The 26,987-nt window shown below is 62.9% G+C and carries 27 protein-coding genes and 2 pseudogenes; 15 read left to right on the top strand and 14 right to left on the bottom strand.

What is annotated here, in order from left to right; all coding sequences use genetic code 11:
* Nucleotides 1-2: 2 nt before the first annotated feature.
* Together JJB99_RS00680 and JJB99_RS00675 are read right to left on the bottom strand one after the other, a co-directional pair.
* Entirely contained in the window at nt 3-497 is a 495-nt protein-coding gene (locus JJB99_RS00680) for an Hsp20/alpha crystallin family protein (protein WP_200496925.1), read from the bottom strand.
* Nucleotides 498-577: 80 nt separating this feature from the next.
* Nucleotides 578-1,033, bottom strand: coding sequence for an Hsp20 family protein (locus JJB99_RS00675; protein WP_200496924.1), 456 nt, complete (start codon nt 1,031-1,033; stop codon nt 578-580).
* Between the two features lie 623 nt (nt 1,034-1,656).
* Here JJB99_RS00675 and JJB99_RS00670 point away from each other — a divergent pair.
* The 3 genes from JJB99_RS00670 to JJB99_RS00660 are packed head-to-tail and all read left to right on the top strand — an operon-like array spanning nt 1,657 to nt 4,720.
* A complete protein-coding gene (locus tag JJB99_RS00670) occupies nt 1,657-2,781 on the top strand; it encodes a glycosyltransferase family 4 protein (RefSeq protein WP_200496923.1) in 1,125 nt (374 codons plus the stop codon).
* A gap of 24 nt (nt 2,782-2,805) precedes the next feature.
* Complete coding sequence (locus JJB99_RS00665) at nt 2,806-3,513, top strand: RNA polymerase sigma factor (protein ID WP_200496922.1); 708 nt, start codon at nt 2,806-2,808, stop codon at nt 3,511-3,513.
* On the top strand, nt 3,500-4,720 hold the full coding sequence (locus JJB99_RS00660) for a hypothetical protein (RefSeq protein ID WP_200496921.1): 1,221 nt from the start codon (nt 3,500-3,502) through the stop codon (nt 4,718-4,720). Before JJB99_RS00665 ends, JJB99_RS00660 begins: the two co-directional genes overlap by 14 nt.
* Before the next feature lie 665 nt (nt 4,721-5,385).
* Here the strand turns inward: JJB99_RS00660 and JJB99_RS00655 are convergent.
* The 4 genes from JJB99_RS00655 to JJB99_RS00640 all read right to left on the bottom strand — a co-directional run bounded on the left by JJB99_RS00655 (nt 5,386) and on the right by JJB99_RS00640 (nt 8,336).
* Entirely contained in the window at nt 5,386-5,607 is a 222-nt protein-coding gene (locus JJB99_RS00655; protein ID WP_200496920.1) for a hypothetical protein, read from the bottom strand.
* A 13-nt stretch (nt 5,608-5,620) separates the two neighbouring features.
* Complete coding sequence (locus tag JJB99_RS00650) at nt 5,621-6,349, bottom strand: Crp/Fnr family transcriptional regulator (protein WP_200496919.1); 729 nt, start codon at nt 6,347-6,349, stop codon at nt 5,621-5,623.
* Between the two features lie 1,086 nt (nt 6,350-7,435).
* The gene (locus tag JJB99_RS00645; RefSeq protein ID WP_200496918.1) at nt 7,436-7,636 is read right to left on the bottom strand and encodes a hypothetical protein; all 201 of its coding nucleotides are present in this window, start codon (nt 7,634-7,636) and stop codon (nt 7,436-7,438) included.
* 403 nt (nt 7,637-8,039) lie between these two features.
* The gene (locus JJB99_RS00640; RefSeq protein WP_200496917.1) at nt 8,040-8,336 is read right to left on the bottom strand and encodes a hypothetical protein; all 297 of its coding nucleotides are present in this window, start codon (nt 8,334-8,336) and stop codon (nt 8,040-8,042) included.
* A gap of 615 nt (nt 8,337-8,951) precedes the next feature.
* Between JJB99_RS00640 and JJB99_RS00635 the strand changes: the two genes are divergently transcribed.
* The 3 genes from JJB99_RS00635 to JJB99_RS00625 all read left to right on the top strand — a co-directional run bounded on the left by JJB99_RS00635 (nt 8,952) and on the right by JJB99_RS00625 (nt 10,487).
* Nucleotides 8,952-9,404: an Hsp20 family protein gene (locus tag JJB99_RS00635; RefSeq protein ID WP_200496916.1), complete on the top strand. Its 453-nt coding sequence runs from the start codon at nt 8,952-8,954 to the stop codon at nt 9,402-9,404.
* Between the two features lie 128 nt (nt 9,405-9,532).
* Complete coding sequence (locus JJB99_RS00630; protein WP_200496915.1) at nt 9,533-10,018, top strand: Hsp20/alpha crystallin family protein; 486 nt, start codon at nt 9,533-9,535, stop codon at nt 10,016-10,018.
* Between the two features lie 106 nt (nt 10,019-10,124).
* Nucleotides 10,125-10,487, top strand: a complete 363-nt coding sequence (locus tag JJB99_RS00625) for an SPW repeat protein (RefSeq protein ID WP_200496914.1) — start codon at nt 10,125-10,127, stop codon at nt 10,485-10,487.
* Nucleotides 10,488-10,899: 412 nt separating this feature from the next.
* Here JJB99_RS00625 and JJB99_RS00620 read toward each other — a convergent pair.
* A pseudogene (locus JJB99_RS00620) lies at nt 10,900-11,838 on the bottom strand (IS630 family transposase).
* Between the two features lie 243 nt (nt 11,839-12,081).
* On the opposite strand from JJB99_RS00620, the gene JJB99_RS36035 reads away from it, so the two are divergent.
* The 4 genes from JJB99_RS36035 to JJB99_RS00605 all read left to right on the top strand — a co-directional run bounded on the left by JJB99_RS36035 (nt 12,082) and on the right by JJB99_RS00605 (nt 15,867).
* Entirely contained in the window at nt 12,082-13,290 is a 1,209-nt protein-coding gene (locus JJB99_RS36035; RefSeq protein WP_246775111.1) for a PAS domain-containing protein, read from the top strand.
* Nucleotides 13,266-14,912, top strand: a complete 1,647-nt coding sequence (locus tag JJB99_RS36030; RefSeq protein WP_246775110.1) for a sensor domain-containing protein — start codon at nt 13,266-13,268, stop codon at nt 14,910-14,912. Before JJB99_RS36035 ends, JJB99_RS36030 begins: the two co-directional genes overlap by 25 nt.
* A gap of 332 nt (nt 14,913-15,244) precedes the next feature.
* Complete coding sequence (locus tag JJB99_RS00610; protein WP_200496913.1) at nt 15,245-15,466, top strand: hypothetical protein; 222 nt, start codon at nt 15,245-15,247, stop codon at nt 15,464-15,466.
* Nucleotides 15,463-15,867, top strand: coding sequence for a hypothetical protein (locus JJB99_RS00605; RefSeq protein WP_200496912.1), 405 nt, complete (start codon nt 15,463-15,465; stop codon nt 15,865-15,867). Before JJB99_RS00610 ends, JJB99_RS00605 begins: the two co-directional genes overlap by 4 nt.
* Nucleotides 15,868-16,037: 170 nt before the next feature.
* Here JJB99_RS00605 and JJB99_RS00600 read toward each other — a convergent pair whose 3' ends face one another.
* Together JJB99_RS00600 and JJB99_RS00595 are read right to left on the bottom strand one after the other, a co-directional pair.
* A complete protein-coding gene (locus JJB99_RS00600; RefSeq protein ID WP_200496911.1) occupies nt 16,038-16,676 on the bottom strand; it encodes an NYN domain-containing protein in 639 nt (212 codons plus the stop codon).
* A gap of 729 nt (nt 16,677-17,405) precedes the next feature.
* Nucleotides 17,406-18,098 (bottom strand): protein-L-isoaspartate(D-aspartate) O-methyltransferase, encoded by a 693-nt coding sequence (locus tag JJB99_RS00595; RefSeq protein WP_200496910.1) that lies wholly within the window; start codon nt 18,096-18,098, stop codon nt 17,406-17,408.
* A 670-nt stretch (nt 18,099-18,768) separates the two neighbouring features.
* Between JJB99_RS00595 and JJB99_RS00590 the strand changes: the two genes are divergently transcribed.
* A complete protein-coding gene (locus tag JJB99_RS00590) occupies nt 18,769-19,131 on the top strand; it encodes a PRC-barrel domain-containing protein (protein ID WP_200496909.1) in 363 nt (120 codons plus the stop codon).
* Nucleotides 19,132-19,226: 95 nt separating this feature from the next.
* The gene (locus tag JJB99_RS00585; RefSeq protein ID WP_200496908.1) at nt 19,227-19,394 is read left to right on the top strand and encodes a hypothetical protein; all 168 of its coding nucleotides are present in this window, start codon (nt 19,227-19,229) and stop codon (nt 19,392-19,394) included.
* Nucleotides 19,395-19,409: 15 nt separating this feature from the next.
* Here JJB99_RS00585 and JJB99_RS00580 read toward each other — a convergent pair.
* From JJB99_RS00580 to JJB99_RS00570, 3 genes and pseudogenes are all read right to left on the bottom strand, one after another.
* Nucleotides 19,410-19,656, bottom strand: a pseudogene (locus tag JJB99_RS00580) (hypothetical protein).
* A 149-nt stretch (nt 19,657-19,805) separates the two neighbouring features.
* Nucleotides 19,806-19,985: a hypothetical protein gene (locus tag JJB99_RS00575; RefSeq protein ID WP_200496907.1), complete on the bottom strand. Its 180-nt coding sequence runs from the start codon at nt 19,983-19,985 to the stop codon at nt 19,806-19,808.
* 5 nt (nt 19,986-19,990) lie between these two features.
* A complete protein-coding gene (locus JJB99_RS00570; RefSeq protein ID WP_200496906.1) occupies nt 19,991-20,161 on the bottom strand; it encodes a hypothetical protein in 171 nt (56 codons plus the stop codon).
* Between the two features lie 151 nt (nt 20,162-20,312).
* Between JJB99_RS00570 and JJB99_RS36025 the strand changes: the two genes are divergently transcribed.
* Both JJB99_RS36025 and JJB99_RS36020 read left to right on the top strand, forming a co-directional pair.
* A complete protein-coding gene (locus JJB99_RS36025; RefSeq protein WP_246775109.1) occupies nt 20,313-20,516 on the top strand; it encodes a hypothetical protein in 204 nt (67 codons plus the stop codon).
* A 455-nt stretch (nt 20,517-20,971) separates the two neighbouring features.
* Complete coding sequence (locus tag JJB99_RS36020) at nt 20,972-21,922, top strand: sensor histidine kinase (protein ID WP_246775358.1); 951 nt, start codon at nt 20,972-20,974, stop codon at nt 21,920-21,922.
* A gap of 731 nt (nt 21,923-22,653) precedes the next feature.
* Here the strand turns inward: JJB99_RS36020 and JJB99_RS00560 are convergent.
* Nucleotides 22,654-23,562 carry a hypothetical protein gene (locus JJB99_RS00560; protein WP_200496905.1) on the bottom strand — a complete coding sequence of 303 codons (909 nt, stop codon included), beginning with the start codon at nt 23,560-23,562 and terminating at the stop codon, nt 22,654-22,656.
* On the opposite strand from JJB99_RS00560, the gene JJB99_RS00555 reads away from it, so the two are divergent.
* The gene (locus JJB99_RS00555) at nt 23,561-23,818 is read left to right on the top strand and encodes a hypothetical protein (protein WP_200496904.1); all 258 of its coding nucleotides are present in this window, start codon (nt 23,561-23,563) and stop codon (nt 23,816-23,818) included. The two genes, JJB99_RS00560 and JJB99_RS00555, sit on opposite strands and share 2 nt — an antisense overlap.
* A gap of 36 nt (nt 23,819-23,854) precedes the next feature.
* On the opposite strand, the gene JJB99_RS00550 is transcribed toward JJB99_RS00555, so the two are convergent.
* On the bottom strand, nt 23,855-25,852 hold the full coding sequence (locus JJB99_RS00550) for a protein-L-isoaspartate(D-aspartate) O-methyltransferase (protein ID WP_200496903.1): 1,998 nt from the start codon (nt 25,850-25,852) through the stop codon (nt 23,855-23,857).
* Nucleotides 25,853-26,987 lie beyond the last annotated feature (1,135 nt).

Raw genomic sequence — 26,987 nt, 5'->3', positions numbered from 1 at the left:
TGTCATTTCGAGTTGATTGCGATACGCTTCACCTTGGATTCTGCTTGCGGCAGCTTCGGCATGGTGACCGTCAGCACGCCATTCTTGAACGCAGCAGAAATCTTGTCCTGGTCGACGTCTTCGATCGGGATGCGCCGTTCAAACCTGCCATAGTAGCGCTCGCTGAACTTGCGATCCTTGTCTTCCGTCTCAGTCTTCTTCTCTCCCTTGATCGAGAGAACGCCGTTGGCGAGTTCGACCTGGACGTCTTTCTCGTCGAGGCCCGGCAACTCCGCCGTGACTTTCACGTCCTTGTCACTCTCATTGACCTCAATGCTCGGCCAGTTCATCGACTGCTCGAAGCTGCCGCCAAATGGCGCGACATCGAAGCCACGGAAGACATCGTCGAACAGGCGGTTCATCTCCCGATGCAGGGTCAGAACCGGGTTGTAGTTCTCGGAGCGACGGGTGGTCACATCACGACCGCGGCCCCAGGGGATCAGATCAGTGATAGCCATAGAGTTTCTCCCTTTTCTGGTTCCAAACGCTCGCGGCGCGGCGAAGCCACGCCGCGAAATGCAAGCGCGAGCAGGCGGTGTTACGCCGCTTGCTTATTCTCAACTTGCTGGTGATCACCACCTGTGCTGATCGCAATCTGGCGCGGTTTCATCGCGTCTGGAATCTCGCGAACCAGATCGATGTTGAGCATGCCGTTCTCGAACGAGGCGCCCTTCACCTGCACGTACTCCGCCAGGTTGAACGTCCGTCGGAACGGGCGCGAAGAGATGCCTTGGTAGAGATATTGATGGCTGCTCGTGTCGGCCTTGCGACCCTCAACGGTCAGCGTGTTCTGCTCGGCTGTGATGGAGACCTCATCAGGCGTGAAGCCGGCAAGAGCCAGCGAGATCTGGTAGTGGTCCTCACCAACACGTTGGATGTCATACGGCGGGTAATTGTCCCCGCCCGTCCATCCGCCAGAATCCTCGAGAAGGTCGAACAGACGATCGAACCCAATCGTCGATCGCCACAGGGGAGCAAGATCAAGCGTGGTCATAGCCATATCCTCCTTTGAGCAACATGGATAGAACGCCTCGGACACCTGCCGGGCGCCCGCTGACCGGGCCCTGTCGAAGGCGCCCGGTACGCCGTGCGATTACTCGCGCGGCCACCCATCAAATTAGAAGCGGGTTCAATCGTTTCAAGGCCTCCAGGTCTCTTGCGTAAACGGCAATGCCGCACCCATGTTTTGGCCAGGTCCGGCTGAGACGAATTTGGAAGGAGTTCTCCCGGCCTCCTGCGCCTCAGCGGACCCTCCAAGCGTTCTTACCTGACGAGAGTGACCATGACAGCAGTCCCAAACGACGTGATCGACACGGCGCTTCTGGAATCATTTCCTGCGAGTGATCCCCCGTGCTTCGCCGCGCTCGGGGTCAACATCGGGTCTCCCGGGCGCTTCGCCGGCGCAAACCTTGAAGTCGAGTCGCAACGTAAACGTAAAGGGCCCAGACGCCGCCGCATGGCCTCGGCAAAGCGTCGCTCCACGGCAGGGGTGCGTGACGTCTACCCGGTCGGATCCCGCTCCTTTCGGGGCTCACTGGCCTTCGGCGCGCCGCAGGCAGGCTAGCAAAGACGGATGTTCGACAGGAAATGTACTGAATTGGAAGCACAGAGGACGCAATGAAGATCGCGCAGATTGCCCCATTGTTCGAGAGCGTACCGCCCCGTCTTTATGGCGGCACCGAACGGGTCGTGCACTATCTGACGGAGGAGTTGGTCAGACAGGGGCACAACGTCACCCTGTTCGCGAGCGGGGATTCCATCACCTCAGCCGAGCTGGTTCCCTGCACGCCTAGGGCCCTCCGGCTCGATTCGGATGTGAAAAATTCGATTCCACACCAGATGCTTCTGCTGGACAAGGTCCGCGAGCGCGCTGGAGAGTTCGACATCCTCCACTTTCACATCGACTACCTGCATTTTCCACTGTTCCGGACCCAGGCGGGAAGGGCGTTGACAACCCTCCATGGTCGACAGGACTTGGCTGACCACTTGCCGTTCTACGCTCATTTCCCCGAGATGCCATTGGTGTCGATCTCAAACGCGCAGCGCGCGCCGCTGCCGCGAGCCAATTTCATCTCAACGGTCTATCACGGGCTGCCGCTCGATCTCCACGAGCCTACCTATCGCCCGCGCGGTGGCTATCTCGCCTTCCTTGGACGTATTTCTCCGGAGAAGCGGCCTGACCGAGCCATCGCAATCGCGCGCGCTACAGGCCTGCCGTTAAAAATCGCCGCGAAGGTGGACAGTGCCGATGAGGCCTATTTCCGCGATGCCATCGCCCCGCTGCTAAACGGACCAGGTGTCGAATTTATCGGCGAAATCAATGAAAGCGAGAAAACCGAATTCCTGGGGAACGCCGCGGCACTGCTGTTTCCGATTGATTGGCCGGAGCCATTCGGCCTCGTCATGATCGAGGCTATGGCGTGCGGCACACCCGTCCTGGCGTTCCGCGGAGGATCGGTCGCCGAGATCGTTGAAGACGGCATCACCGGATGCATCGTCGAAAGCGTAGAGGAAGCCGTGCGGGCAATGCCAGATGTGCTGGGGCTGGACCGAAAGGCCGTGCGCGCACGTTTCGAAGAGCGCTTCTCCGCAGCACGCATGGCGGCCGACTATGTGAAGCTCTATCAGAAGATGCTGCGAAAGCGCGCAGCGTCCGAAGGTCACCTGTCGAGATTGGCGGCGCATCCGATCGCCCACGCACATGCTCGGGCGGAAGCTTCACTTCAAAGTGAACCCAACTGAGGAGGCCGAGTACGGGAGGTCACCATGACGCCCAGTGATGTCTCGAATGCCAGTGGAGCCGGAGCGATGCCGGCGCATGGCACCAGTTCCGACCGTGACGCAGCGTGGGCCCGCTGCCTGGACGGCGACAGGGACGCCTTTCACAGTTTGATTAGCCCTTATCTGGACGAGCTGTTCGCTGCTGCTCAGCGAGACATCAGATACCACACTGCAGTTGGTGACCTTCGAGAGGGCGATCTCTCGGCGGAGGAGCTCGTTGGCGAGACCCTGCTGCGCGCTTGGCGTGACCGCCGAGCCCGCCCGCAACTCCTCGGCTTGCGCGCATGGCTCCTCGGGCTGCAGTTTCGGGTGCTGATGCGCATCGTCCGACAGGAGCAGTTACTGCGGCGTCTCATTTCTGTTTCGCTGGAGGAGCATGCGCCCGAGCCACCCATCTACCATGATGATGAAGGCTTCTACGAATGGTTCCAACCGGACGAGGAGGTGCGTTGGGAGGATATCCTGGCCGGCGAGTCCCATCTGGAGCCCTCAGCTGAGGTATTCGAGGAGAGCGTTCCGGGCCTTTCGCCGGTCGCCCGCCAAGTGTTGGCCATGCGCCATATCCATGGTCTCAGCTTTACCGAGATCGCGGTTGGCTTGCGGATTTCGCGGGAAAGCCTGACCGAGCTTTGGCGAGAGGGGCACACCCGCTTGGTTGAACTGTTGAGGAGAAACGCAGATGAAGGCTCTTAGCCTCGCCATTGACGCGTATCATGCACTCACTCCCGAAGTGCGGGAACGGATTGTCCAGACCGTGCGCACACGGTTGCAAGAGCCCCCTTATCGCCTGCTCTCCCCCGAACATTTGCGCACTCTCGCAACGCTCGAAACAGCCGGCCCTCCCGTGGTCAGCCTGTATCTACAGCTGACCCCGGAGCGACGCGTTGGGCGCGCCTGGCAGTCGGCTTTCTCGGCCCTTACCCACCGGGTCTCTCAGGCGATGGACGAGGCTGCGCGAACGAGCATTAACGCCGACCTCCAGGATGTTCAGCGCGCGCTGGAGCGCCAGCTGCCGGAACTTGGTCGTGGCGCTGCATTCTATGCCTGCCGCGAACGCGGGATCTGGCGTCAGATTGCGCTGCCGATTCCGCTGCCAGATCGAATCCAGATCGGATCCCGGCCTTATCTGCGACCTCTGTTGCGCAGCTGGGGTCGGAGCGATCGCATGCTGCTTGCGGTACTCTCGCGAGAGCAGAGCCGGTTTCTTGTCAGTCATCTGGGCGCTGTCGAAGAAATCTATCGGGTCAAAGGCCAGCGCATTCGCGGCTTGCTGACGGACCGCGTTCCTCGAGACCGTCGTAGTGCGCTGGCAAATCAGCTCATGAGGGACGAGGCAAAGGCCTTGGCTTCGATGGCGGAGATTATCGGCCGGGAGTTCGAAACGTCGCATATCCTGCTATGCGCACCCCCTGATATGAGTGCAGCTTTCCGCGACCATCTGTCCAAGAACGTTCAGTCCCGTCTCGGCATGTTCGAGGCGAGCGTACATGCCTCTCCCGCCGAAATCGGTGCTGCGGTCGCCACTGTGCAAGAGCAGCTGAAAGCCCGCGAGGAGCGCCAGCTTGTTGATCGCTTACGCGAAGCAAGCCCGGTCGCGGTCTCGACGGGAGTGCAGGAGACGCTCGATTGCCTGAGCGAGGGGCGAGTTCTCACCCTGGTCGCTGATGACACGTACGCCGCTAGAGGCTGGCATTGTCGGCAATGCGGATCCTTGTTCGAAGTCACCCCGTCCAAGTGCCCGGTGTGCCGCGAGGCGGACCTAGAACCGGTCGACGACCTCCTAGAAGCTGCGCTCCAGCAGGCGCTTGAGTGCAGGGCGCAGATCGCGTTCGTTCGCGACCCTGCCTGCCGGTCAGCACTTACCCAGAAGGCGCCGCTGCAAGCCTTACTGCGATACTGAGTAAAGCCGGCCTTGTGAGGCCGCCTTTTCGATGACGTTGGGAGATCCATGCAGCTGCAAGCAGTCCCGGCATCGATCACTCCAGCGGTATAGGCATTGTGTATCTCAAATCCCGCAGCGCGATGCAGCTGCGGGACGCACCTGACGAGTAGGCGTTTTCCAAGTAGGCACCCGCCACTTGCGCCCGAAAGATTCGGCAACCAGATAAAAGGTGCGCGCTCGACCCAATCGCAGGCTGCCCCGGGCCGCCACGAAGGCGCCAAGGCGGAAAAGGCCGTGCCGTCCCCGACCGCCTGCGATCGGGCCGAAGGTCATGAGCGCCTAGGCGATGTACATCCGACGAGACCGCTGAGCAGGGTGCGCCGCCGAGGATCAAAATCGTTGCCCATGACGCGGACTGTAAACGGCAAATCTGCAGGCCCGTAGCAACCCACGAGCGGCTAACAGTTCATTGTTCCACCATTACCGACTTCGGCTTCGCGCGTAGACGCCGGTACCCCGAGAGACATCGCACTCCCGCCTCAGCACCACGAGCACTCGATGATGCGGTCGATCAGCGGGCGCAAACAGCGTAGCAACGGGACAGACACGCAAACCCGTCGAACTGTACCGTCTCCGCGCAGAGACATTCCGGCGAGAACCGCAAATTTCGCCGCCAATCAATTCTAAGCACGGCTGATCACAACCTTCACAGTCACCGAGCCAATCAAGCCCTCGTCGGAGTAGACCTGCAGCGTGGTGTCCTCCGGCGAGGAGGCCAGGTTGTCCCGCGCGATCGCAAGCGCGGCGTCCGCCGCCTGCGACAACGCCGTATCGGCATCCTCGAGTTCGATTGCCTCTCCAGGACGTTCACCTAGTCCTGTGACGTAGAATCGCGAGGCAGTCATCTCACATTCGCCTTTAAGAAGGTCCGCTGCCCGTCTGGTGTAGATAGGTCGGATCGAACCCGCCTTCATTGAGGACCCGTTCGAAGTCGATCAGCCTGACCATATTTCTTTGCACGTCGAGCACCCGCTCCGCCCGGAAAGCCTGCAGCACCCGATTGACATGGACCACGCTCAGCCCAAGCGCATCCGCCAGTTCCACCTGGGTCACCGGAAACTCGAACTCGTGGTCAGCAACGAGTCCTACAGCTGCGAGGCGCTGCCGCATCTCCGCGAGTACGTGCGCCATCCGGGCGTGGGCCGGTCGCGCTCCCACGTTGACGATCCACTCGCGGAAGATCGCGGCATCGATCAGAGTCTCGCGCCAGAGTGCGCGCACCACTGCCGGCCGCACGTCTATCAGCCTCGAAATCGCCGAATGTTCGACGAAGCCGAGGGTCGCCGAGGAGATGGTCGAGAGATCATGGTCCATCGTCTCCAGGAACAGACTCTGCAGATCAGGAAGCTCACCGGGTATATGGAAGGATAAAATCTGACGTTTGCCGTTCTCGGCGGCCTTCGAGCGGCAGGCGAAGCCTCGCACTATCAGACAGCAGCGGCCGGGCCGGTCCCCTTGCCGCACGATCGCAGTGTCGGCCGAGACCTCTCTCACGTCCACGGGTAACGCACTGAGCGCGGCCGCGTCGTCGTCGCTCAGCTGAGTGTCCGCCTTCAACTTACGGATCAGGATTTCGCTAGGACGCATGATGCAGTCCGCCTGATGGCTAAGGACAAGACCACCGACTTGAGGCTAGGTTGAAACAGCCTCGGAGCGAGGGGCCTGTGTTCGCCGAAAGGCACGCGCAGAAGGAAGCCGCGCGGACAGAGAGCAACCCGCGGCGGAAACGTCCGTTCCTATCCGACTCCCTGCTTGTGCGGCGCGATCCCGGGATTTGATGAGAAAATCATCAAAAACATCGAATCGTGGCAGAGCTGCTTCAGCCGGTCGTACGCGGGCGATGATCGCGGCGGTCCCCTCAAGGACTTCAGTCTGCCAAGATCGCCAGCGTGGGTGCCGGTCGCGTTTGTGTCTTTCCAGGTGTCCTAACTGCTGCGAGCCGCCGGCGCCGCCCTTTGTCAGTCCAAGTTCGCTGGCGAGTCGGAGCTATCAGACCGCATCCGAAGACGAGTTGGCGACATTGCGCCGGCTCCTCGCGCAAAGCGATCGTGCTCGGGACCGTCGACGATATCAGCAGCACTGCCTCTTGCGGCGCTGTCGTTAACGACGACGTCATTAGCGTGAGTAGCGCCGACCGGCCGCCGCCGGCAAGGCGACTAGGTCTCCTGCGCCAACGGCCGGGCGGTGAACGCTCGTTGCGAGCGCGGTGGGCCTGGTGAAGAGGCCGACTCGGTCTAAGCTGGCGGCTTCAGCGGACCCTCGATCCATCTGCGAGCTACGGGATCGTGCAGCGGATCCCGATCGCAGCAGGGGCAGACATAACGCTCCCGCGTCGTCTGCGCGGGCTCGAGCTTCATCGCCCTCCCGCAGACCGCGCACAACTTCCGGATCGCAGCGCCGACACTATGGATTTCCCCGCCACCAGCAGCCTACTGCTTTGTTTGGCACGCACAAGCGCGTCATTGGTAGTCGTTGGGCAGCCGCGGCGCCCGTCGTCGGCGTGTTGAGATGACTATTGCCGGCGTACTGGGAGTGGGCCGTCGTGATGTTGCGGGGTGGTGTCATAGAAGACTTCTGCAAAGGATTTGCGAAGCGCGCCCGACGTTGCCGAAAAGATAGAAGCGGCTGCTGGAGTTGGCCGAGTGCGACGACGCGCAATGCAGCACGTCGCAATCACCGCAACGCATTGGGAGCGCCAGAGAGCGCCCTGCGGCCGACCTGCCTCAGGCTCTCGGGCGCCGTCTCGCCCTGCCTTGCCGCCTCAAGAATCTTCGAGGCCACGTGCGTGCGGGTGCCGGTTTCGTAGAGCGACACGGTTCGGCAGACATCGTCAAGGACCGTGCGCAAAAGCGCGGTGGTCTGGGAATCGAACATCTGAGATTGCCCCTAAGTCGGTGTCCAATGACGATAGTCGATGTCATTCATCCTCGGATTCACGAAGGTTAAGATGCACCGCAAAAAATTCGGCATGGTACGTGATCCTAGGCGGCGGGCGCACGTTCCGTGAGGTCAGCTGGCGATGCGCTGCATTTGATACGTAGCGGAGGTTTCGCGGCAGGCAGGTCGTCTATCGGCGTGCGGCCGGAGGCGCGGCACATCGGGAGAGGTGAGGGCCCTGTCGGCGGCCTCTATTCCAGCATGTGCCAACTCTCGCGCGGCAACACCTGCGGGCGATCCGCCTATTGGCGGCAAAACAGTGCGCGCTGCGGCCCTGCGACAGCTTTTTCGAGAGAACGGCCCCGCTCGGCGGGGCCAATCCCCTTGGCATCCAATCTCCTCACCAGCCTGGAACGAGGTAGTCGACATCCCCGACATAGCCGTAGCGCGGCAACGGCGCACGATAGACAGGGGCGGGCACGTAGATCGGGCGGCTTACCACGACAGTGCGCTCGCGCACGACTGGTGCGGGCGCCTCAATCACGGCCCGTCTGATGACGTAAGCGGGGGCTGGCGGTAAAACAGCGGGATACGGATCCACGTAAATCGTTTGTGCAGATGCCGTGCCGATGCCAAAAACCAGCCATCCGGCCGTCGCCAGGCCGAGTAGTGAGAGTAGGCTCGTTCTCGATTTCATGTTTCTGGCCTCCTTGATTTGAGTTCGAGTGGTTTTCCCAAGAACGAGTGAAGCGCTTGAAAGTTGCTGGTTATGCTTCGCCGGCCTATCCGGCCAGCCCACGCCCGGCTCGGTGAGGCCAGAGCCTGGCTGCATCCGGCGCCCGGCCAGCTGGCTGGAGCCAAACAGGACTGACAACACGGCGACAGTTGCGAGCGAGCGCTGCGTCCGTGATCTCCCGGAATGAGGCGGTGCCACGAAATAACCGCTCGCCAGTTCCTGGCCCGATCCGCAATACGGCGGCCCAGATCATGGAGCCGACGCACGATCGCCGCGCTCGATCGCAGCGCGGATTGCGCGTGATAGGTAGTCCTCATAACCACATCCTCCTCAAAGCAACGTGGGCTTCCAATTGCGCCAATCCTTGAAAGGCCTCGGCGACGGTGGATTTGGTAACGGTCTGCGCGTCTGCAAGATTTCGCGGAGGCTCGCTTCCTGAGCCCTTGAAACCAGATCGAGTTGTTCTAGCTCTTGTGTTGCCACACATGTGGTGCCGGACGCCGTCAGGGTCCGGCCGAGACCGCCGGCGTCTCCCGGCGTCGCTCCTATCCATGTTGCTCAAAGGAGGATGTGGTTATGAGAACCTATGATCTGTCCCCGTTCTGGCGTTCGAGCGTAGGCTTCGATCGCCTCTTCGACCTCGCTAACGATACGATGAACGACAGCGACAACTATCCGCTGTACAACATCGAACGTGTCGGTGAGGACCAGTACCGGATTTCGCTGGCGCTGGCGGGCTTCGCTCCGGACGAGATCACCATCACTGCGGAGCAGTCCACGCTCACGGTGGAAGGCCGCAAGGCTAACAAGGGTGATCACGACTTCCTGTACCAGGGAATCTCGATGCGCCCGTTCCGGCGCGTATTCAACCTGGCAGACTATATCCAGGTTAAGGACGCGACCTTCGAGAATGGTATGCTCAAGATCGGTCTGGTACGTGAGGTCCCCGACTCGATGAAGCCGCGTCGCATCGAGATCGGCGTCGGCGGGAACGACAACCAGCCAATCGAGCAGAAGCAAGCGGCCTGACGGGTCTCCCTTTCAGAGCCGCGGTAAGCCTGTGCGCGGCCTCGCCGCGCGCGGGCGAGCTGCGTTCATCACATGACGTGAACAGCAAAGACCTGAGAAGAAAAGACCTGAGAAGAAAGGAGAGAACAATGGCACTACGCGATCTCATTCCGTTCAACAACGGCTCGCGCGAGGTGGGCCTGCACCGCGCTGAGACCAATCCATTTCTCGCGCTTCACCGCGAGATGAATCGGCTGTTTGACGATGCGTTCCGCGCCTTCGACGTCGCCCCATTCAGCTCTCAGGGGATCGGTTGGCCGAGCGTCGAAGTGAACGAGACCGACAAGGACGTCAAGGTCGTGGCGGAGGTGCCCGGTCTCGAAGAGAAGGACGTCAACGTCGAGCTACGCGATGGCCTGCTGACCATCAGCGGCGAGAAGAAGAGCGAGACCGAAGACAAGGAGCGTCGCTTCAGCGAACGCTATTATGGACGTTTTGAGCGTTCTATCCCGGTCGGCGAAGTCGACCAGGACAAGGTCGCTGCGACGTTCAAGAATGGCGTGCTCGCCGTGACGCTACCGAAATCACCTGCCGCTCAGCAGAAGGTGAAACGGATCGCCATCAACAGCAAATGAGCATCGGTCCGGACGGGGACAAGTGCTCGCGCCCGGACTGGTCTGCGGGCGGAGTTGTGGTTCGAAAGAACGGGAGAGAACAAAAATAATCTGAAGGAGTAGCAACATGAACACCAGCTTGAGAAAGGAACTGATTCCGGATGTGCTGAATCTCTTGCTCGGGGCGGGCTTGTTCGTTTCGCCTTGGGTCTTTGGCTTTTCCAACGAGACTACGGCAGGTTGGAATGCCTGGATCAGCGGCTTCGCCATCGCCGTGCTGGCGATCGCAGCCTTGGCGATGTTCGCTGAATGGGAGGAGTGGTTGGCGCTTGCCATCGGCGTCTGGGTCGCCGCGTCGCCATGGCTCGTGCATTTCTCAGCTAACGCGATCGCAACACCGCTCCACGTGATTGCTGGCATGATCGTTGCGGCGGTGGCTGCCGTGCGGCTCTGGTACGCGCATGGGGGTTATCCACACGTCACAGCGTGAATTGTTACTGGGGGGAGGCTTGTCCCAAGCCTCCCCCCAGAGAATGAACATCAGTGGTCGACAAGTAGGGCTGGTGAGACCGATGGATGGCTATCGTGATTGATGGCCGCAAGTCTGACGCTTCGGCGGAGATGGCGCGGCTCTCGTTAGCTTCCGTTGAGATCGGGTTCCGCATCGAATCAGCTCTGTCCTTCACCCATTTGCCAAGCTTGGGGCGGGCTTTGAATTCGCATAGGCGGGAAGTGTTGTAGTGGCGGGACGGGAGCATTTGAACCGGCAAGCGGCGACCCTGCTCAGGTTCGCCAAAGCGGACCACCGCCCCTGAGTCGCAATTGCAGCAGCACGGTTAAGCTCAAAGTCACCATGCGCCTTTACGTGTCGTTCGACACTCGGCGCCTAAAGCGTGACGGCATTAGGTTCGATAGCCTGAATTTTTGAGATAGTTGGCGCATTCCTCGGAGGTGAAGCATCGAGTGCGTGGCCGATTGCGGCGCAGACCGCGTCGACGGTTCGCGCGGCAGCCTTGCGGAGCAGGTGCTTGAGCTTGGCAAAGACCTGTTCGATCGGGTTCAGGTCGGGTGAGTATTTGGGCAGGAAGAAGAGTTTGGCGCCGACGGAACGGATGAGCTGGCGGACTGCTTTGCTCCTGTGACTGCCGAGATTATCCAAGATGACGATATCGCCGGGTCGAAGGACGGGTAGAAGAACCTTCTCGACATAGGTGCGAAAGCTCACGCCATCGATCGGCCCTTCGATGAACCATGGCGCGTCGATCCGATCATAGCGCAGGGCCGCCAGGAAGGTCATGGTTTTCCAGCGGCCGTGGGGAACCTTGGCGTGAAGTCTGTGCCCGCGTGGCGCCCATCCCCGCAAGGAAGCCATGTCAGTCCTGGTCCAGGTCTCGTCGATGAAGACCAGCCGGTCAGCTTCGACGCGACCTTGATACTTTGTCCACTGGGCTCGCCGCCGCGCGACCTCGGGACGATCGCGTTCGCCAGCCGCCACGCTTTTTTTTGAAGCTGAGCTTCTCGGCATGCACAAAGTCCCACACCGAATGGTAGTCGACCTTCAGGCCGCGTCCGGCAAGCTCGGCAACGAGCCCTCGTATGGTGAAATCACCGCCCTTGATCCGTTGGGATAGCCAAACCGCGTGGTCTCCCGAAACCGCCTTCGGCTTGTGACCGCCCATCTGGCCAGGCTCAACGCTGCCGGTCTCCTCAAGGCGCTGCATCCAGCCGATGGCCGTGCTGATCGCCACTCCGAACTGTTTGGCTGCCTGATTGCGCGACATCCCGCCTTCGACCGCGGCCACCACACGCTTACGGAGATCCAGAGAGTAAGGCTTGCCCATCCATGCTGGCCTCCAATCCAGCCAGCATGGTGAATCAGAAACACACTGATTTGGGAATCCCAAATCGATTCAACTTAACCCCATCCCGCTCTAGCCTGTTGACAGGCTGGGGACTTCCTCATGGGCTTACTCTCGCGGACGCGCGGCGCCTTCTCCATCGGCAGCACCACCGACCCGCTCGGTCGTTCGCTGCTCGTCGAGCAATTCGGCCTGCTGCGGAGGCAGATCCCGGTTCTCTACGCCGTGCTGCTGGTCGACAGCATCAGCGTCGGGCTGGTGCTCCCGGCGACGGTCTCGCCATGGTTGCGATTTGCTCTGCCCGCCGCGCTCCTCTCCGTCTGTCTCGTTCGCCTGATCCAGTGGCTGCGCTTGAACGGCGTGGACTTCACTCCCAAGGAGGCGTTCCGTCAACTCGGCAGAGCCCGCCTCATGGCGAGTCTGCTGAACGCCGGATTCGTGCTCTGGATTCTGGCGCTGTTCGGGGTGGTCGATCCGAGCCTCCGCGCCCCGGTGGCGCTGCTCGTCTTCATGGGCTGCATCGGCTCCGCGTATTGCCTCGGCAGCTTCCCGCCGGCGTCCCGACTGACCATGCTGATCGCCGGTGTCCCCGTCGCGACGGTGCTGCTGGTTTCCGGAGACGGGATGATGATCTCGCTCGGGATCAATCTGCTGCTGCTGCTCGTCCTGCTCGGCCGGATGATCAACACCAATTTCCGCTCCTTCGTCCAACTGGTCGAGACCCATAGCCGGCTGACGCAGGAAGGCGAGCGCGCCCGCGTTGCGGAGCAGACCGCCACCGGTTTTGCCGAGCGCTTCGACAGGGCGCTCAACAACATGTCCCAGGGCCTTTGCTTCTTCGATGAAGATCAGCGCCTGATCGTCTGCAACAGGCAGTATCTGGAACTCTACGATCTCGATCCGGAACTGGTTCGGCCAGGCATGAAATTGAACGATATCGTCGATCTCCGGTATTCGGTCGGCAGTGCGCCCAAGATGTCCAAGCAGGAGTACCTGGTCTGGTGCAACAGCGCTCCGGTGATTGCCCCGCAATCGGACACCACGGTCGAACTGACCAATGGGCGGATCGTGCGGATCAGGCATCGCCCGATGCCCGGCAACGGCTGGGTCGCGACGCATGAGGACATCACCGAGCGCCACCGGACCGAGGTCGCGCTTGCCGAGGCCAAGGCGGCGGCCGAGCGGGCCGAGGCTGCCGCGCGCGCCGCCCACACCCGTCTCACCGAGGCGCTCGATGTCGTCCCGGAAGGGCTCGCGGTCTACGACAGCGAACAGGGCGGGAGGAGGAGTGGCTCGCCGAGCGCATGGCTTGTCACGCATTGCCGCGGCACTCGCACGAACAGCGTCTGGCCGGCGACCGGTGGATCCGCGTCGAGGAGCGACGGACCGCCGACGGCGGCAGCATCGGCGTGCGGATCGACATCACCGACCTGAAGCGGCGCGAGGCGTCGTTCCGCCTTCTCTTCGAAGAGAATCCGCTTCCGATGTGGGTGGCCGACGCGAAGACGCGGCAATTGATCGCCGTGAACGGCGCGATGTGCCGCCATTACGGCTACCGCCGCGACGAGCTTCTCGCCATGACCGAACAGCAGCTCGGGTGGGGAGAGCCGGACGATTGCGCGGAGCGCAACTTCGAGCTGCACAGGACCGCATGCGGCGAGGTGATCCAGGTCGCGATCGAGGCCCGGCCGCTCGTCTACGACGGGCGGGCCGCCCACGTCAGCGTCGCCTTCGACGTCACCGACCGCAATCGGACCCAGGAGAGGATCAGCCATCTGGCTTCCCATGACCCCCTGACCGAATTGCCCAACAGAGCTGCGCTGGATCGGCATCTCGTCGCCGCGATCGACTGGGCGCAGGTCACCGGCGGCGGCTTCGCCGTGCTCTGTATCGATCTCGACCACTTCAAGGAGATCAACGACCTGTTCGGTCACGCGGTCGGCGACGCCGTGCTGCGCCAAGCCTCGCGACGTCTGCAGGATGCCGCGCAAGGTTCGTACGTCGCGCGGATCGGGGGCGACGAGTTCATCGGCATCACCGAACATCTGCCGTTGCCGGCAAGCGCGGAACTGCTGGCGACCAGGATGCGGGCCGCCTTCGAACGTCCGATCGAAGTCGAGGGGCACGCCCTGAACGTGGACCTCTGCATCGGCGTGGCGGCGTTTCCGCGCGACGCGCGGGATGCCGTCTCGTTGCAGGCGAATGCCGATGCCGCCCTCTATCGAGCCAAGCACGAGGGTCGGGGTGCGATCCGCCTGTTCACGAGCGCCATGGACCAGCAGCTACGCGAGCGGCGCGCCATCGAGCACGACCTACGGTTCGCCGTCGAGCGCGGCGAATTTTATCTGGATTACCAACCGCAACAGCACCGGAACGGTCACATCGTCGGATACGAGGCCCTCGTCCGCTGGCGGCATCCGGTCCGCGGGGTCGTCCCTCCCGGCGAATTCATTCCGATCGCGGAGCGGAGCGGCTCAATCGCGCAGATCGACGACTGGGTGCTGATGGAGGCGTGCAGGCAGGCGGCTTCATGGGCTCAGCCCCTCAGGGTGGCAGTCAACGTCTCGGCAGCGCAGTTCCGCCGGGACAACCTCGATGTGCAGGTGCGCAAAGCGCTGCGGGAGAGCGGGCTATCGCCGTCCCGCCTGGAGCTCGAGATTACTGAGGGCTTCTTCATCGAGGACATCTCGCGCGCCAAGAGGGCGATCCAGGCGCTCAAAAACCTCGGCATCTTGATCGCGCTTGACGACTTCGGCACGGGCTATTCCTCCCTGTCTTACATCGAGGCCTTTCCTCTGGACCGGATCAAGATCGATAGGTCGTTCGTCGCCTGCCTCGGGCAGAGCGAGCGGTCGTTGGCCATCGTGCGGGCCGTGATCGGCCTCGCCCATGGGCTCGGTGTGCCGGTGCTTGCCGAGGGCATCGAGACCGACGCTCAGATGTCGCTTCTCCTGCAGGAGGGATGCGACGAGATGCAGGGCTTTCTGATCGGCCGGCCTCGAAGCGAGACCGGCCTCGAGAAAGGCAAGACGCTCCGGCTCCGGGCGGTGTCGTAGACGGCGAATGCTCGCGCTGAGGTCGTCCGGCCCGTCGCCGAACTTCCGGATCAGCTTGGCGCCGCCGAAGTCGCCGCTCGGTCCGGGAGAACGCGATGGCCCCGGCGTTGCCGGGCTTCCCGAACGTTCTGAGACTGACGGGAAGCTGCGCCAATGGTCTCCAGATTTTCCTCTCCTGGGAAATACTTGTGCCATCAGGGATGGCACAAAGCGGACTGTTTCGAGATGCCGGACACGCTCTGCACTCACGACGCCGGGTCTTTGGCTAACATATTTGAATCCACCTACCTCGAAACAGGCGCTATGATGGGTTTTTCCCCTCGGGGCATCTCATGTTCGACGCCGTCACCACCGCGCTTTTGCGCGCGGTCCTCGATGAAGTCTGCGCAAGCGTTTCGCACCGCGAGATCGGGGCGCGCACGCACGTCGCCTCGACAATTTTGGAAGCTGCCGCGAAGGGCGATATCTCCCCGGATGGCTCGAGGCAGATCGGTCATCAGGCACTCTCACACGCGCCGACGATGTGGCGCTGGCCGGCAAGGGGCCCGCGGTGAACTTCCAGGTCACGGTGCTGAAGATTTTGGTGAGTTACCCTGGCGGCTTCGCTGTGATGGCCGACCTCAAGCGCGACATGGCGATCCTGGCGACCAGCGGCCGCGATTGGGCTGAGCGCACGAAGCGGCTCGCCGCGCGCATGCCGCACCTCGACATCTTCTCGCAAGGCCTCGTCGAGCGCGAAAGCGGCGGCTGGAAGATCACTGAGAAGGGGCGGACGGTGCTGGAATTCCTGGAGGCTCGCCCAGGGACCAATCAGGCGATAGAGGTGCCTTTGACCGAGAGCGTCGCTGCGCCACTTCCTATGCTGCGGCAGCCGGCCGAGCGGGCGAGGCGGCGACGCGAACGCTGCGAGCGGCGCCGGCAGGCGCGCGAACGAGCTCGGGCAAACGCTTCCTGACGTCGCCGTGCAGCGTGTTGCGCAGTGCCCTCTCCTGCTACAAGGCTACCCTCGCGGATTCTACGGAGAACAGTTGCAGAAAGCTGGGAAATTTCCCGGCGCTCAAAGGATGAACGGGAATCGGGGCGGGGCACAGAATTGGAACGCAAGACAAATGGCGCACAGCCGATCTACGGATTGATGTCGTCGGCTTCGCCGGGCGTCGGAACCGGGCCGGCGCGCCGCTGAAGCTGCTGCTCGGCGGGTCGCGGCACGGCGGGCTCGCGCGAGGGTGGCCGCTCCGAGAGGTCCCGGCCGATTTTGGAGCGCAGCTCCATCAGGTCGACGAAGACATCGGCTTGCCGCCGAAGCTCGTCGGCGATCATCGGCGGCTGGCTGCAAATGGTCGAGACCACGATCACGCGGACGCCGCGGCGCTGCACCGCCTCGACCAGCGAGCGGAAGTCGCCGTCCCCGGAAAACAGCACCATCTCGTCGATCTGCCCGGCGAGGCTCATGGCATCGACCGCGAGCTCGATATCCATGTTGCCCTTCACCTTGCGGCGGCCGTAGGAGTCGACGAACTCCTTCGTGGCTTTGGTGACGACCGTGTATCCGTTGTAGTCGAGCCAGTCGACCAGAGGTCGGATCGAGGAGAACTCCTGACCCTCGATAACCGCCGTGTAGTAGAACGCCCGAAGGAGCGGATCGCGGCTCTGGAACTCGATCAACAGCCGCTTGTAATCGATGTCGAAGCCCAAGGTCTTCGAAGTGGCATGCAGGTTGACGCCGTCGATGAAGAGAGCGACCCTGCGAGGGGCGGGCGACAATGGGCACCTCTCGGCTTACCCCACGCGGAGCAACGCGCTCCCGCACGAGGTCTGGTTATGTAGCTCAAGGTGAAGTTGGGGCGGCTTCGATGCTGCCGCTTACTCGCAGTGCCGACGCGAGGCACACGGGCTCCGACGCGTGTGAAGCTATCTTCAATCGATCGGGTTTTCAATCTGTTTGGTCGCCTCCGCGCTTGAACCTGCGACGGGAAGCAAAGACAGAAGAGGAATGGAAATCCCTCTGGCCGATCCTACGGTGGCAATGCCCGACCAGCTGCCCATTTTCGAGACCCACCTTAAAAAGCGCGGCCGCACCTGGAAGTGGTGCGTGTGTACGACCGAGGGCGACGTCCTCATGCAGGGATCCGAGAGCAGGAGGCGGGCGGCTAGCTACAATGCCAACCGGGCGCTTCTGCTGGCGCTACTGTCGGCCGCCCATCGGTCCGTGCGGCGCGGCGAGCCGGAGCCGAGTCGGCACATCCGGCGCCGGAGCCGCTCGGCCAGCTGAGCGCGGCGGGAGCCGGCAAGCTGGCCCGGCTCGCCCAACCCCGCGCTGACGCTACCGAAGGACCAGCCATCCGCACCGAGAGCGTCGACCCCGCCGCCCAGGTGCCTGCACTGCGGCAGTCGCCCGAGCGGGCGAAACGGCGGCGCGAACGTCGCGAGTGGTGCCGGGAGGCTCGCGAACGGGCATGCGCCAACGCGACTTGAGATCGGATGAATTCGAGCTCAAGGACTGGCGTCATGGCGTCCGTCGCTCGTGGTGCAGACCAGAGGAACGAAGCGGACCTCCTGTATCCTTTCCTCGACGAAACGATCGTCCGGCGCGCGCGTCAGCTTCGTCAGCCACTGCACACCGTCAGGGTTGCCGAGCGGGATCAGCAATCGTCCCGACGGAGCTAGTTGAGTCTTGAGAGCCGCGGGAATCTCTGCGCTGGCGGCTGACACCAGGATGACGTCGAACTCGCCCCCGTCCGGCCATCCTGCGGTGCCGTCGCCATGGCGCAGATCCACATTCCGGCAACCGAGATGCCGAAGGCGCGATCGGGCACGCTGCACCAATGCCTCGTGGCGCTCGATCGCGCAAACCTCCGGTCCAAGATGGGCGGCCAGGGCCGCCACATAGCCTGAGCCTGCGCCGATCTCCAGCGCTCGGTCGGACTTCGCGATCGCAGCAGCCTCGAGCATTTTGGCGACGATGTAGGGTTGAGAGAGGGTTTGTCCTTTCGGGATCGGCACGGCACCGTCTTCGTACGCGGCCTCCGCGAACCGCCGCTCAAGGAAGAGTTCGCGGGGGATCTGGCGCATGGAGAGCAGGACCCGCTTGTTGCGGATGCCGCGGCTGGCAATCTGGACGTCGACCATTGCGTCGCGAAGGAAGCGCGACCTTTTGGACCGTTTGCTTTCCTTGACCGCGCGCATGACCTGTTGGCTCCAGGCGTGAATGATCACCGTGATAGATACGGAAAACGCGGGCGCCGATGGTTTGCTCCTTGGACGGAAGGCTCGGACAGCGAGCCCCCACGCATGAGGGGTCTAGCCGAATCGTAGGAGTATCGCGCGCGACCGCGAGGGCACCGTGAACGCGTCATCTCGTCTGATGCCTAGCCCCGCGTGAAGCGCGATCCGGATTGGCCTGACTGGTGGATCGACAAGCTGCGATGGGCCTGCCCGGCCGGCTCCCGACGGGTTAATCATTGAGGCGAGCGATAACGGGATGGACCAGCGCGCCCAGGCGAGGTCGGATTGCGCCGAGCAGGATGCGGATTCCGAGAGAGGCCGCCCCCTTTGGCTATCCTTGCGTCGCAAGACTTTGGCTATCCGCGACGGACGCCGTTTTTCAACGGCGCGCGACGGTCTCTCGCGGGTCAATAGGGTACGACGAGCATCGTTCCTTCGAACTTCTGGCTGAAGACCGGAACCGCCCGGTCCCGTACGCGAACCGCCACCTGGCCTGGCCCGTCCACCCTCCCGCTGCGCCCACGACCTCAAGTTTGGGCGCCTTTCTGCGTAGGCGTCGCGGCCGGCGCCGATGACGGAACGGAGCCAATGTCCTCCGGTTGACTCCGGAAGACGACATCGGGAGGTCAACATGGCCATGGAAGATCGCGAGACGTTCAGTCTGATCGGAAGCGACAAGGTCGAGGGCACGAACGTGTACGGAGCGAACGGAGAGAAGGTCGGCTACATCGAGCGCGTGATGATCGACAAGATCATCGGCAAGGTGTCGTACGCGGTGCTCAGCTTCGGCGGTCTGCTCGGCATCGGCGACGATCTCTATCCGCTGCCCTGGCAGGCGCTGAAATACGACAGCAATCTCGGCGGCTACGTCACCGGCATCACGCAGGAGCAGCTCCGCGGCGCCCCCAAATACGCCGACGAGAGCAGTTGGAATTGGAGCGACCCCGCGACCGCACGCTCCGTGAACGCCTACTATGGTGTGCCGGTGGCTTAAGGCAGCACGCCACGGTCTGCCCCGACTGTGACGACGATCCGCTGCAGGGGGGCGCACCAACTTCCCAGTTTAGGTGTCCAGAAGCGGGGAACGAGATGTCGACGGTTGCGAAGCTGCTTGCGCGGAAGCAGGCGCTCATGGAGCGGCTGGAGAGCGATCCCGGACCGAACGAACGCGAGGAAATCCAGGCGCTGCTCGCCCAGATCGAGACCGCGCTTAACCTGCTCAATCCGAGAGATGCGGCCGGTCTAAGCGACGAGTGACGAAGCCCCCGCCCGTCAGAGCGTGCTCAGATCGTCCGGCACCTCGCCGACATTTCCGGATGACCTTGGCGTCTCCGAAGTCGCCGCTGGACGGGTCTCCGGTCCGCGAGAAGGCGACCGCGCCGGCGCAGCCGGGTTTCCGCGACAGCGCTTCGGCGCGCATGACGGCGGCATTGGCGCTCAGGCACTCCACCGCCTCGCCAGGCGCGAGCCCGTCGTCTGCCATGACGAAAGGCAGTGCCACATAGTAGGTGACGTCCATCGCAGTCACTCCTTGCGATCGCGCGGCATGCCGTAGCGGCCGCGCATAACCCGTTCGACCGCCATGTTTACGGCTTCGGCTCCGGCTGAAAATCGATCTCGTCGGTCTCGGCAACTGCGCGAAGTCTGTCCTGCCCCTCCAGGTCGGCTTTAAGATTTGCCCGTCTTCGTCCTTGGCGAGGCGCCGGGCGCCTTCCTTGCGAAACGGGAGCCGCCCATCTCCATCCGGCGCAACACCAAGGGCGCCGCGATGCCGAGCATCTTCGCGACCTCTTCGACGTCGACCTGTGCGTCCGCGGTAACTTCCTTCGGGATCTTCCCGTCGCTCATATCGATCACTCCTTGCGATCGCGTGGCGCGACGTAGCGGCCGCGCGCATAACCGTTCGACACCGCGCCCTTGAGTTCGCCGACCTTAGCCTCGAGGAAGTCGACCGCGACGAGCAGCGCCTTCACCGCCTTGCGGGCGCCCTGGGCGGGCGCGAACGGTTGGGGTGCAGCGGGCATGGCGATATGTTCCCTCGTTCCCGCGGAGCCTAGCCCCCCGGTGTCTTAAGTTAAATTTGGAGTGTCCCAAATTAGCTTTAACTCATGTTGACGACGCCGCTTTCCGCCGGGCCTAAATACCTGCATCAGGGACCCTGATCAGGGGCGCGCGATGACCCAACGACGGCGACGTTTTAAACAGGTCGATACTCTAGAAGAGCGTCTGGCGGCCGAAGCGCTCCGGCTTCGTGAAAGAGCCAAGGTGTTAAGACCTGGGGTTATGCGCGACGATCTTCTGCGAAAGGCTCGCCAGTGTGAGACCGGCTCGCGCATGAGCGAGTGGTTGCGGTCGCCGGGTTTGCAGCCACCAAAGTAACAGGCAGCCATGCACGATTACCGAGCCCGGCTCGAGAATTCTCCTCTGCTGCGTAACGAAATGCCGGCTGAAATTGGCTCGACCAGCCCGGACCTCCAGATTTCTCCGGTCAACAAACTGTCGCCATAGCAAATGTGAATCGGCGGCTCGTAAAATTGCCAGTGTCCTAGTGCCCGGACGCCAGAGCTGCCGTCCTTTTCGATACGACGGGCAAATCACGTGTGATCGAATTTCGCTCACGAGCGCTTTCGCCTGGCCAGGGCGCCATCTTCAAAAGGCGCGGTGCAATACGCGTGGTGAGCGGCAATCCCACGTCCCGGCTCTGCGAAGCGGCGCTTCGCGCTGCATCGCGCCCATTTTGTTCCCTGGGCGATTTCGGCACGCCTTTGCCGGCGTCCACAAATGCAGCAGGGGTGTAAGGAACGTGGATCCGTAGCGGGCGGTTTTTGATTCTCATGAACAGACTGTATCCGCTGGTGCTTGAGCACCGCCTTCCGTGGTTCGTCCGCTACATCATCTCGGCCTGCATCATGTTGGTGTGCGCCGTGCTGCAGGTGGGGCTGCAGATCCAGACCGGTGACCCCGGCTACTTCCTGCTGCTCCCCGGCGTGTTTCTCTCCGGACTGATCTTCGACCGGGGCTCCGGGATTCTGGCGGCGGTGATCGCCGTCGGCGTGGGAGCCTACATCAGCTATGCTGGCGGATACGGCGCCAACTATCTGGCAACGAACACGCTGTTCGCGATCACCGCGGCCGGCACGGCGGTCGTCGCCGAATTCCAGCGCATCGAGCTCAAGCGCGTCATGCAGGCGGACAAGACCAAGGCCGTGCTGCTGCAGGAGTTGGCGCACCGGACGAAGAACAACCTCGCCATCCTTGGCTCGATGATCAGGCTCGAAGCCAGGAACGGAGGCCCGGAGGTCGCCGCGGCGCTCGAGGCCACGGCGCGCCGGCTGCAGGTCATGGCGGCGGTGTACGGCCATCTCTCGCCCAGGCAGGATTCGCGCGTCGTCGACATGCGATACTTCCTCACGGACCTGATCGAAAAGGTCTTCCAGTCCTTGGCACCATCCGGCCCGATCGCATTCAAAGTCGTCTGCGATGATATTGCTCTATCGCATCATCAGGCCTTGGCTATCGGAATCATCGCGAGCGAACTCGTCACGAACTGCCTCAAGTACGCCTTCCCCGACGACCGGGCCGGTCATGTCGTCGTCGCCCTCGCGAACGGCGACGGACTAGAGCTTTCGGTGAGCGACAACGGCATCGGTCTGCCGAGCGCGAGCAATCCCGAAGGATTGGGCTCCCGCATCATCTCGCTGCTGAGCCAGCAACTCGAGGGAGAGATATCCTACGAGCGGCTTGATCCGGGCCTGCGCGTGGTGCTGCGGGCGCGTCCTCGTTAGTCCGAATGGCGATCCATTCGCTCCGCTGCGCGGAGCCGCTCGAGCAGCAGCTTGATCCGCGTCGGAGCTTCCGCCTCCGATCGCATCGCCTGGCGTAGCCTTGCTCCGATCTCCGCGGAGATGGCGCGGCTTTCGGAAGCATGGATCGAGATCGGGTTCCGCATACAATTCTTCTCTGTCGTTCGCCCTTGCCAACATTCAACGTCCGGGATGGTTGCGCCGCTGGCCCCGAAAGTTCACTTTTGAACATTTGGGGGGAACGAAACCTCCAGGTGGTGCTTCTTTGCTTGGGCCGGACCTTCGGACTTAGCACAGGCGGGGAAGTGTGTGGTGGCAGGACGAGATTATTTGAAACCGGCAGGCAGCGACCTTCCTCAAGTTCGCGAAGGCGACAAGCGACCCGGAGGTCGCCCTTGGGTTCGTTGAAAAGGCAGCCGACCTGAAGGAGCTCGCGGAGCATCAGGGCCCGGAATGCGGCGAGAACCGCGATGAATCCCAAAGGACCTGATCCTCTCTCTCTTCGCGAGGAGCAATGGTGAACGACGCCTTCCGCATTCTCCTCGCCGAGGACGAGCCTCAGATCCAGCGCTCCGTCGAAGACGCGTTGTCGTGACATCGCGCCAACCGCCGCGGTATCGGAACGGAATTCCGCGCGCGGAACGATATCAATTTGGATGTTAGTTGAAGCTCCTGTCGCGCGGCCGCCGCGACGGCCGGCGACGGCTGCGGAATCACCGGCTCGGCTCCCAATCCTTCAAGAACGCGCCCGGAAAGTGGGAGGTGCAGGCCATCACATGGGTGATGGCTTCGGTGTCGTATTCGTCGCCTGAGCGGTACGCCTCGAAATAGGCGTTCAGCCGCTCGGCCCGATCGAGATGCCAATTGACCGCCTGCAGCCCAAGCGACACACCATAGTTGGTGAAGGCGAAGCGGACGTGCCTTTGCCGGCGGGACCGTCCGAAATAGCCCGGGGGATCGACCCAGAGATGGTCGAGCGCGTCCAGGGCGCGCTGGCGATGCAGGCCCGCCCAGGATTCCTCGGGGAAGAAGTGGGCGAGCCACAGCATCATGCCCAGCCCGAGATCCTGGTCGATGTCGAGCTGCTCGGACTGGGCCGCGATCAGGGCCTGCATATCGGCGATCTCCGCCGCCAGCGCCGCCTCATCGAGGAGGCGGTAGGCCACGTAGCCGTCGAAGGCATCCATCGCGCCCAGGCCATAGCCCGGGTAGGGACCGCTGAGGTCCTCCTGCATTTTCCAGATGACGCCCACTCCGGGTACGACAAACGCTGGATGAATGTCCTTGGCCAGGCGCACGGCGCGTTCCCGGTATTCGGGTTTGTGTTCGCCCAGACGGCCGAGCGCGAACAGCCACATGGCGAGATAATGGAAATATTGCCCGTCCCGGTCGGGCGCTTGGCCGATGCGCAGGCCGCGCGGTCGCCCGAGCACCCGTTCCACGTCGCCGACCAGGTCCTCCGCCCGGTCCAGCCATGTCCTGTCCTTGAAGCGCTCATGGAGCGACACATAGAGGACCAGACCGAACGCGTCGGTCCAGAGATAGCGCGGGCCATTGGGCCAGATCTCCTGCTGCTTCATCCACTCGAGCTTGGCGAGGACGTAGTCGATCTGATCAAGCATGTCGGCCTGGGCCCTTACGACGCACGTGCAGGCTCAGGGCTTGGCCGCGCCGCTGGCGAGGCTCTCGGCCTCGGTCCGGCGGCTGACCGCGGTCTCGCCTTTCAGCACCAGGGTTGTCGGCGCGATGCCGACCAGCTTGCGGTCGATCGAGACGACGACATTCGGCCCGCCCGGCGTGGCGGTGACGGACTGGACCCTGCCGACCCTGCGAAATCACCAGTCGGGACATGCGCGCCTCCAGGTCAAGCTCTCGTAACATGGGCACGGCTGGCCAGTTGCCGCGTGCGGACGGTCAGAGCCCAAAGGGATAAGTCTCTTCGGCGCCTTGGCGGACGGTCGTCGGCAGCGGCGTCACCGCCGTGGTCTCGTCGAACCAGACATACGCGTCGAACTGCTGCGGCAGCGAGCAGGCTGAATAGTGGCTCCAGCGCTCGGTCTCCGGCCGATAGATCACCCCGATGAAGCGCTCGAGCCGAGGTTCGAGCAGCCGACGACGCAATTCCTCGTGCATCCCCTCCCGCAGGTCCAGCAGGAAGCGATTCCCGTGGCTGTCGTGCGCCAGCCGCTCGTAGCTGTCAGGCCGGGAGGGGGTCACCCGCTTCACTTGCATCGGCTCGTCCCAATTGTCGGCGCAGGCGACCGTGCCCGAATGGGTGCCGAAGCCGATCAGGGCGGCACCTTTGCCGAACCGCTCGCGGCAAAGCTGGCCCAGATTTAGTTCTTCGCGCACCAGCCCCATTTCGGTCTTGGAGGCGTCGCCGATATGGGAGTTGTGCGCCCAGACCACAGCCTTTGCGTTCGGGCCCTTGGCTTCGAGAATGGCGCAGAGAGTCTCGAACATGTGGGTGTCGCGCAGGTTCCAGCTTTTGGCGGAGCCGTAGTACATCACCCGGTAGTAGGCTTCGGCGTTCTTGACCAGGCGCGCATTGGCGCTGGCGTCGAGGAACTGGTCACCATCCGTGCCGAAATACTGCAGCCGGTTCTCCATGAGCTCGCGCAGCATCTTCACCACTCCAGCCTCGCATTGGGCGTAGCCATGGGTGAGTGCCATGCGGCCGTAGGCCTGGGGCTCCTTGGCCCAGGGCGTCAGACAGCCATAGCGCTCGCGCGCCACCCGGGCGGCTTCGGGATCGACTTTGTCGAGATAGTCGAGCACCGCGCGGATCGAGGCGGAGAGATTGTAGAGGTCCAGGCCATAGAAGCCGGTCCGCTCTTCCAGGCGACGATTCAGGTTCCACGCGCGCAGCGATTCGATGAACGCCTCCACGTCGGTGTTGCGCCACATCCAGGTCGGGAATCGGCGGAACGCCGGCTCGGCATGGTCGGGCGCGCGGCGGTCGCGCACATAACGGTCGAGGCTGGCTGCGTCGGGCCAGTCGGCCTCGACAGCCACGATGGTAAATCCGTGCCGCTCGATCAGACGTCGGGTGATGGCGGCGCGGGCACGATAGAACTCGCTCGTTCCGTGGCTCGCCTCGCCGAGCAGCACCACGCGGGCTTCGCCGAACCGGTCGGAGAGGGCGCCGAACGCGGGCTCGTCGAGTTCCGGCAACGGCTCGGCCGCGGCGCGGATCAGCTCGGGTGTGGAGCGGGTGGGGGCAGGAGACTTCAAGCTGCGCGGCTCGGCCGGACGGCACGCCTCCTCACTCCAGCCGTGTTCCCCGATCAGGGGCACGAACGTCACCCCGCCGAGGTCCTCTTCCTCGAAATGGGTGGCATCGTGGCGTGTCACCTTCACCAGCCGCTGCTCACGCTGACTGGTCCCCACGGGCATCACCAGCCGTCCTCCGATGTCGAGCTGCTCCTTGACCGGCTGAGGAATGGCAGGCCCGCCGGCGGCGACCAGGATGACATCGAACGGCGCGGCTTCCGGCCAACCCTGGGTGCCGTCGCCGGTCCGGATCTGCACGTTATCGTAGCCCAGCCGCCGCATGCGCGCGCCGGCCAGGCGCGAGAGCTCGTCATGCCGCTCGATGGCGTACACACGATCGGCGATCCGGCTCATCACCGCGGCGGCGTAGCCGGACCCGGCGCCGACCTCCAGGACGTTGTCGCCGGGGCGCACGTCGGCGGCCTCGATCATGAGGCCCACGATGTACGGCTGAGAGATCGTCTGGCCGGCCTCAATCGGCAGGGGCGTGTCCTCGTAGGCGAACTCGCGTAGACCCTCCGGGACAAACCTCTCGCGCGGCACCGCGCGCATCGCCTCCAGGACGTAGCTGTTTTTGACGCCCCGGCGGGCGACTTGGCGCTCCACCATGCGTTCGCGTTCATGGGTGAGATCCAACATCTGCGCCTCCAGACAGGCCCGAGCGGATAGGCCAGCAACGCAGCTTCTGAGGCCCTGTTCCACGCGCCGGATGGCGCCGAGGGGCTCGGCTGGGCATATGCCTCTCGTCCTACAGCTTCGGCGCCCAGCGCCCCGGCTCGCGCCTGGAGGATGCGCCGGCCGAGATCGCACGGTGCGGTTCGGCGGATCAGAGCAGGGTCGACGCGAGCACAGTGCAGTGGCGCAAGCGTCGAAGTTCGCGCAGAGGTAAGTGGCTGTTTTTGCGCCACTTTGACGGATCGAGTCCCAATCCAACCCTGCTCTGCGTCCAACAGGCGACATTCACGAAATGAAAGAGGCCGCCAACTGAAGCGGCCTTAGTCGATAGCCTCTTTGTGAGAGCCAGAGCTCAACCTTCTAGTCCGGTACCGCTAGTCGCAACGGCGGATCCTGCGGACCGAACCGTCGTCGCGCTCGATCGTGACGGTGCGGCATCCACCGCGATATCCGCGATCATATCCGTAGGCACGATAAGCGGGTCGATCGTACTCTCGATAGTAACGCCGCTCCGGCCCCACTCTTACGCCGCCAAGCGGAGTATCAACCGAAACTTGAGCTGATGCCGGTGCAATAGAGATCGGCGTGGCGATAGCGAAACCAGCAACCGCCATTATACCCGCCAGTAACAGGGTTCTCATATGGACCTCCTGCTGAGTTGTTGCCTTGTTTTCGAAACATCTCAGGTAGGGCAAGGTTCCTGTATGAACAGTAACCCACGGCGCATGTTTCTGAACAAAGCGATGTGTCTCTTGCGGGTCACAAGCGGCAATCGAAGCGACCGCGGCTCCGCGTTGTTCTACCGATATAGCCGACGTCACAACAGGATCAGCTGGGCTCCGTTAGGGGCCAAATTTCCGAGATCAAAGGACATCGCTTGATCCGTAACAACCTCCGGCGAACTCGCGTTTCCAGAACTAAGGAAATCCGCTTGAGAACGGGGGCACATCCAAGTGGTGACATTTCTGTGTGTTGAGCAGTGCGACCTAACTACCGCACTTCCAGGGGCGAACGTGATTTTGTTTGGCGCTCCAGATCCGACGGCTCACGTTGCAGGTCAGACAAGCCATGCTGCCGCGGCGCCAGACGCAATCCGTCA

This window comes from Bradyrhizobium diazoefficiens (genome assembly GCF_016616235.1).
GTDB classification, from domain to species: domain Bacteria; phylum Pseudomonadota; class Alphaproteobacteria; order Rhizobiales; family Xanthobacteraceae; genus Bradyrhizobium; species Bradyrhizobium diazoefficiens_H.
Note: the sequence above shows the minus strand (reverse complement) of the source record. Positions and strands in the feature narration are given on the sequence as shown.

Coding starts and splice junctions, on each gene's coding strand:
- JJB99_RS00680 (WP_200496925.1), bottom strand. CDS start 497: ATGGCTATCACTGATCTGATCCCCTGGGGCCGCGGTCGTGATGTGACC.
- JJB99_RS00675 (WP_200496924.1), bottom strand. CDS start 1,033: ATGACCACGCTTGATCTTGCTCCCCTGTGGCGATCGACGATTGGGTTC.
- JJB99_RS00670 (WP_200496923.1), top strand. CDS start 1,657: ATGAAGATCGCGCAGATTGCCCCATTGTTCGAGAGCGTACCGCCCCGT.
- JJB99_RS00665 (WP_200496922.1), top strand. CDS start 2,806: ATGACGCCCAGTGATGTCTCGAATGCCAGTGGAGCCGGAGCGATGCCG.
- JJB99_RS00660 (WP_200496921.1), top strand. CDS start 3,500: ATGAAGGCTCTTAGCCTCGCCATTGACGCGTATCATGCACTCACTCCC.
- JJB99_RS00655 (WP_200496920.1), bottom strand. CDS start 5,607: ATGACTGCCTCGCGATTCTACGTCACAGGACTAGGTGAACGTCCTGGA.
- JJB99_RS00650 (WP_200496919.1), bottom strand. CDS start 6,349: ATGCGTCCTAGCGAAATCCTGATCCGTAAGTTGAAGGCGGACACTCAG.
- JJB99_RS00645 (WP_200496918.1), bottom strand. CDS start 7,636: ATGTTCGATTCCCAGACCACCGCGCTTTTGCGCACGGTCCTTGACGAT.
- JJB99_RS00640 (WP_200496917.1), bottom strand. CDS start 8,336: ATGAAATCGAGAACGAGCCTACTCTCACTACTCGGCCTGGCGACGGCC.
- JJB99_RS00635 (WP_200496916.1), top strand. CDS start 8,952: ATGAGAACCTATGATCTGTCCCCGTTCTGGCGTTCGAGCGTAGGCTTC.
- JJB99_RS00630 (WP_200496915.1), top strand. CDS start 9,533: ATGGCACTACGCGATCTCATTCCGTTCAACAACGGCTCGCGCGAGGTG.
- JJB99_RS00625 (WP_200496914.1), top strand. CDS start 10,125: ATGAACACCAGCTTGAGAAAGGAACTGATTCCGGATGTGCTGAATCTC.
- JJB99_RS00610 (WP_200496913.1), top strand. CDS start 15,245: ATGTTCGACGCCGTCACCACCGCGCTTTTGCGCGCGGTCCTCGATGAA.
- JJB99_RS00595 (WP_200496910.1), bottom strand. CDS start 18,098: ATGCGCGCGGTCAAGGAAAGCAAACGGTCCAAAAGGTCGCGCTTCCTT.
- JJB99_RS00590 (WP_200496909.1), top strand. CDS start 18,769: ATGGCCATGGAAGATCGCGAGACGTTCAGTCTGATCGGAAGCGACAAG.
- JJB99_RS00585 (WP_200496908.1), top strand. CDS start 19,227: ATGTCGACGGTTGCGAAGCTGCTTGCGCGGAAGCAGGCGCTCATGGAG.
- JJB99_RS00575 (WP_200496907.1), bottom strand. CDS start 19,985: ATGAGCGACGGGAAGATCCCGAAGGAAGTTACCGCGGACGCACAGGTC.
- JJB99_RS00570 (WP_200496906.1), bottom strand. CDS start 20,161: ATGCCCGCTGCACCCCAACCGTTCGCGCCCGCCCAGGGCGCCCGCAAG.
- JJB99_RS36025 (WP_246775109.1), top strand. CDS start 20,313: ATGACCCAACGACGGCGACGTTTTAAACAGGTCGATACTCTAGAAGAG.
- JJB99_RS36020 (WP_246775358.1), top strand. CDS start 20,972: ATGAACAGACTGTATCCGCTGGTGCTTGAGCACCGCCTTCCGTGGTTC.
- JJB99_RS00555 (WP_200496904.1), top strand. CDS start 23,561: ATGTCGGCCTGGGCCCTTACGACGCACGTGCAGGCTCAGGGCTTGGCC.
- JJB99_RS00560 (WP_200496905.1), bottom strand. CDS start 23,562: ATGCTTGATCAGATCGACTACGTCCTCGCCAAGCTCGAGTGGATGAAG.
- JJB99_RS00550 (WP_200496903.1), bottom strand. CDS start 25,852: ATGTTGGATCTCACCCATGAACGCGAACGCATGGTGGAGCGCCAAGTC.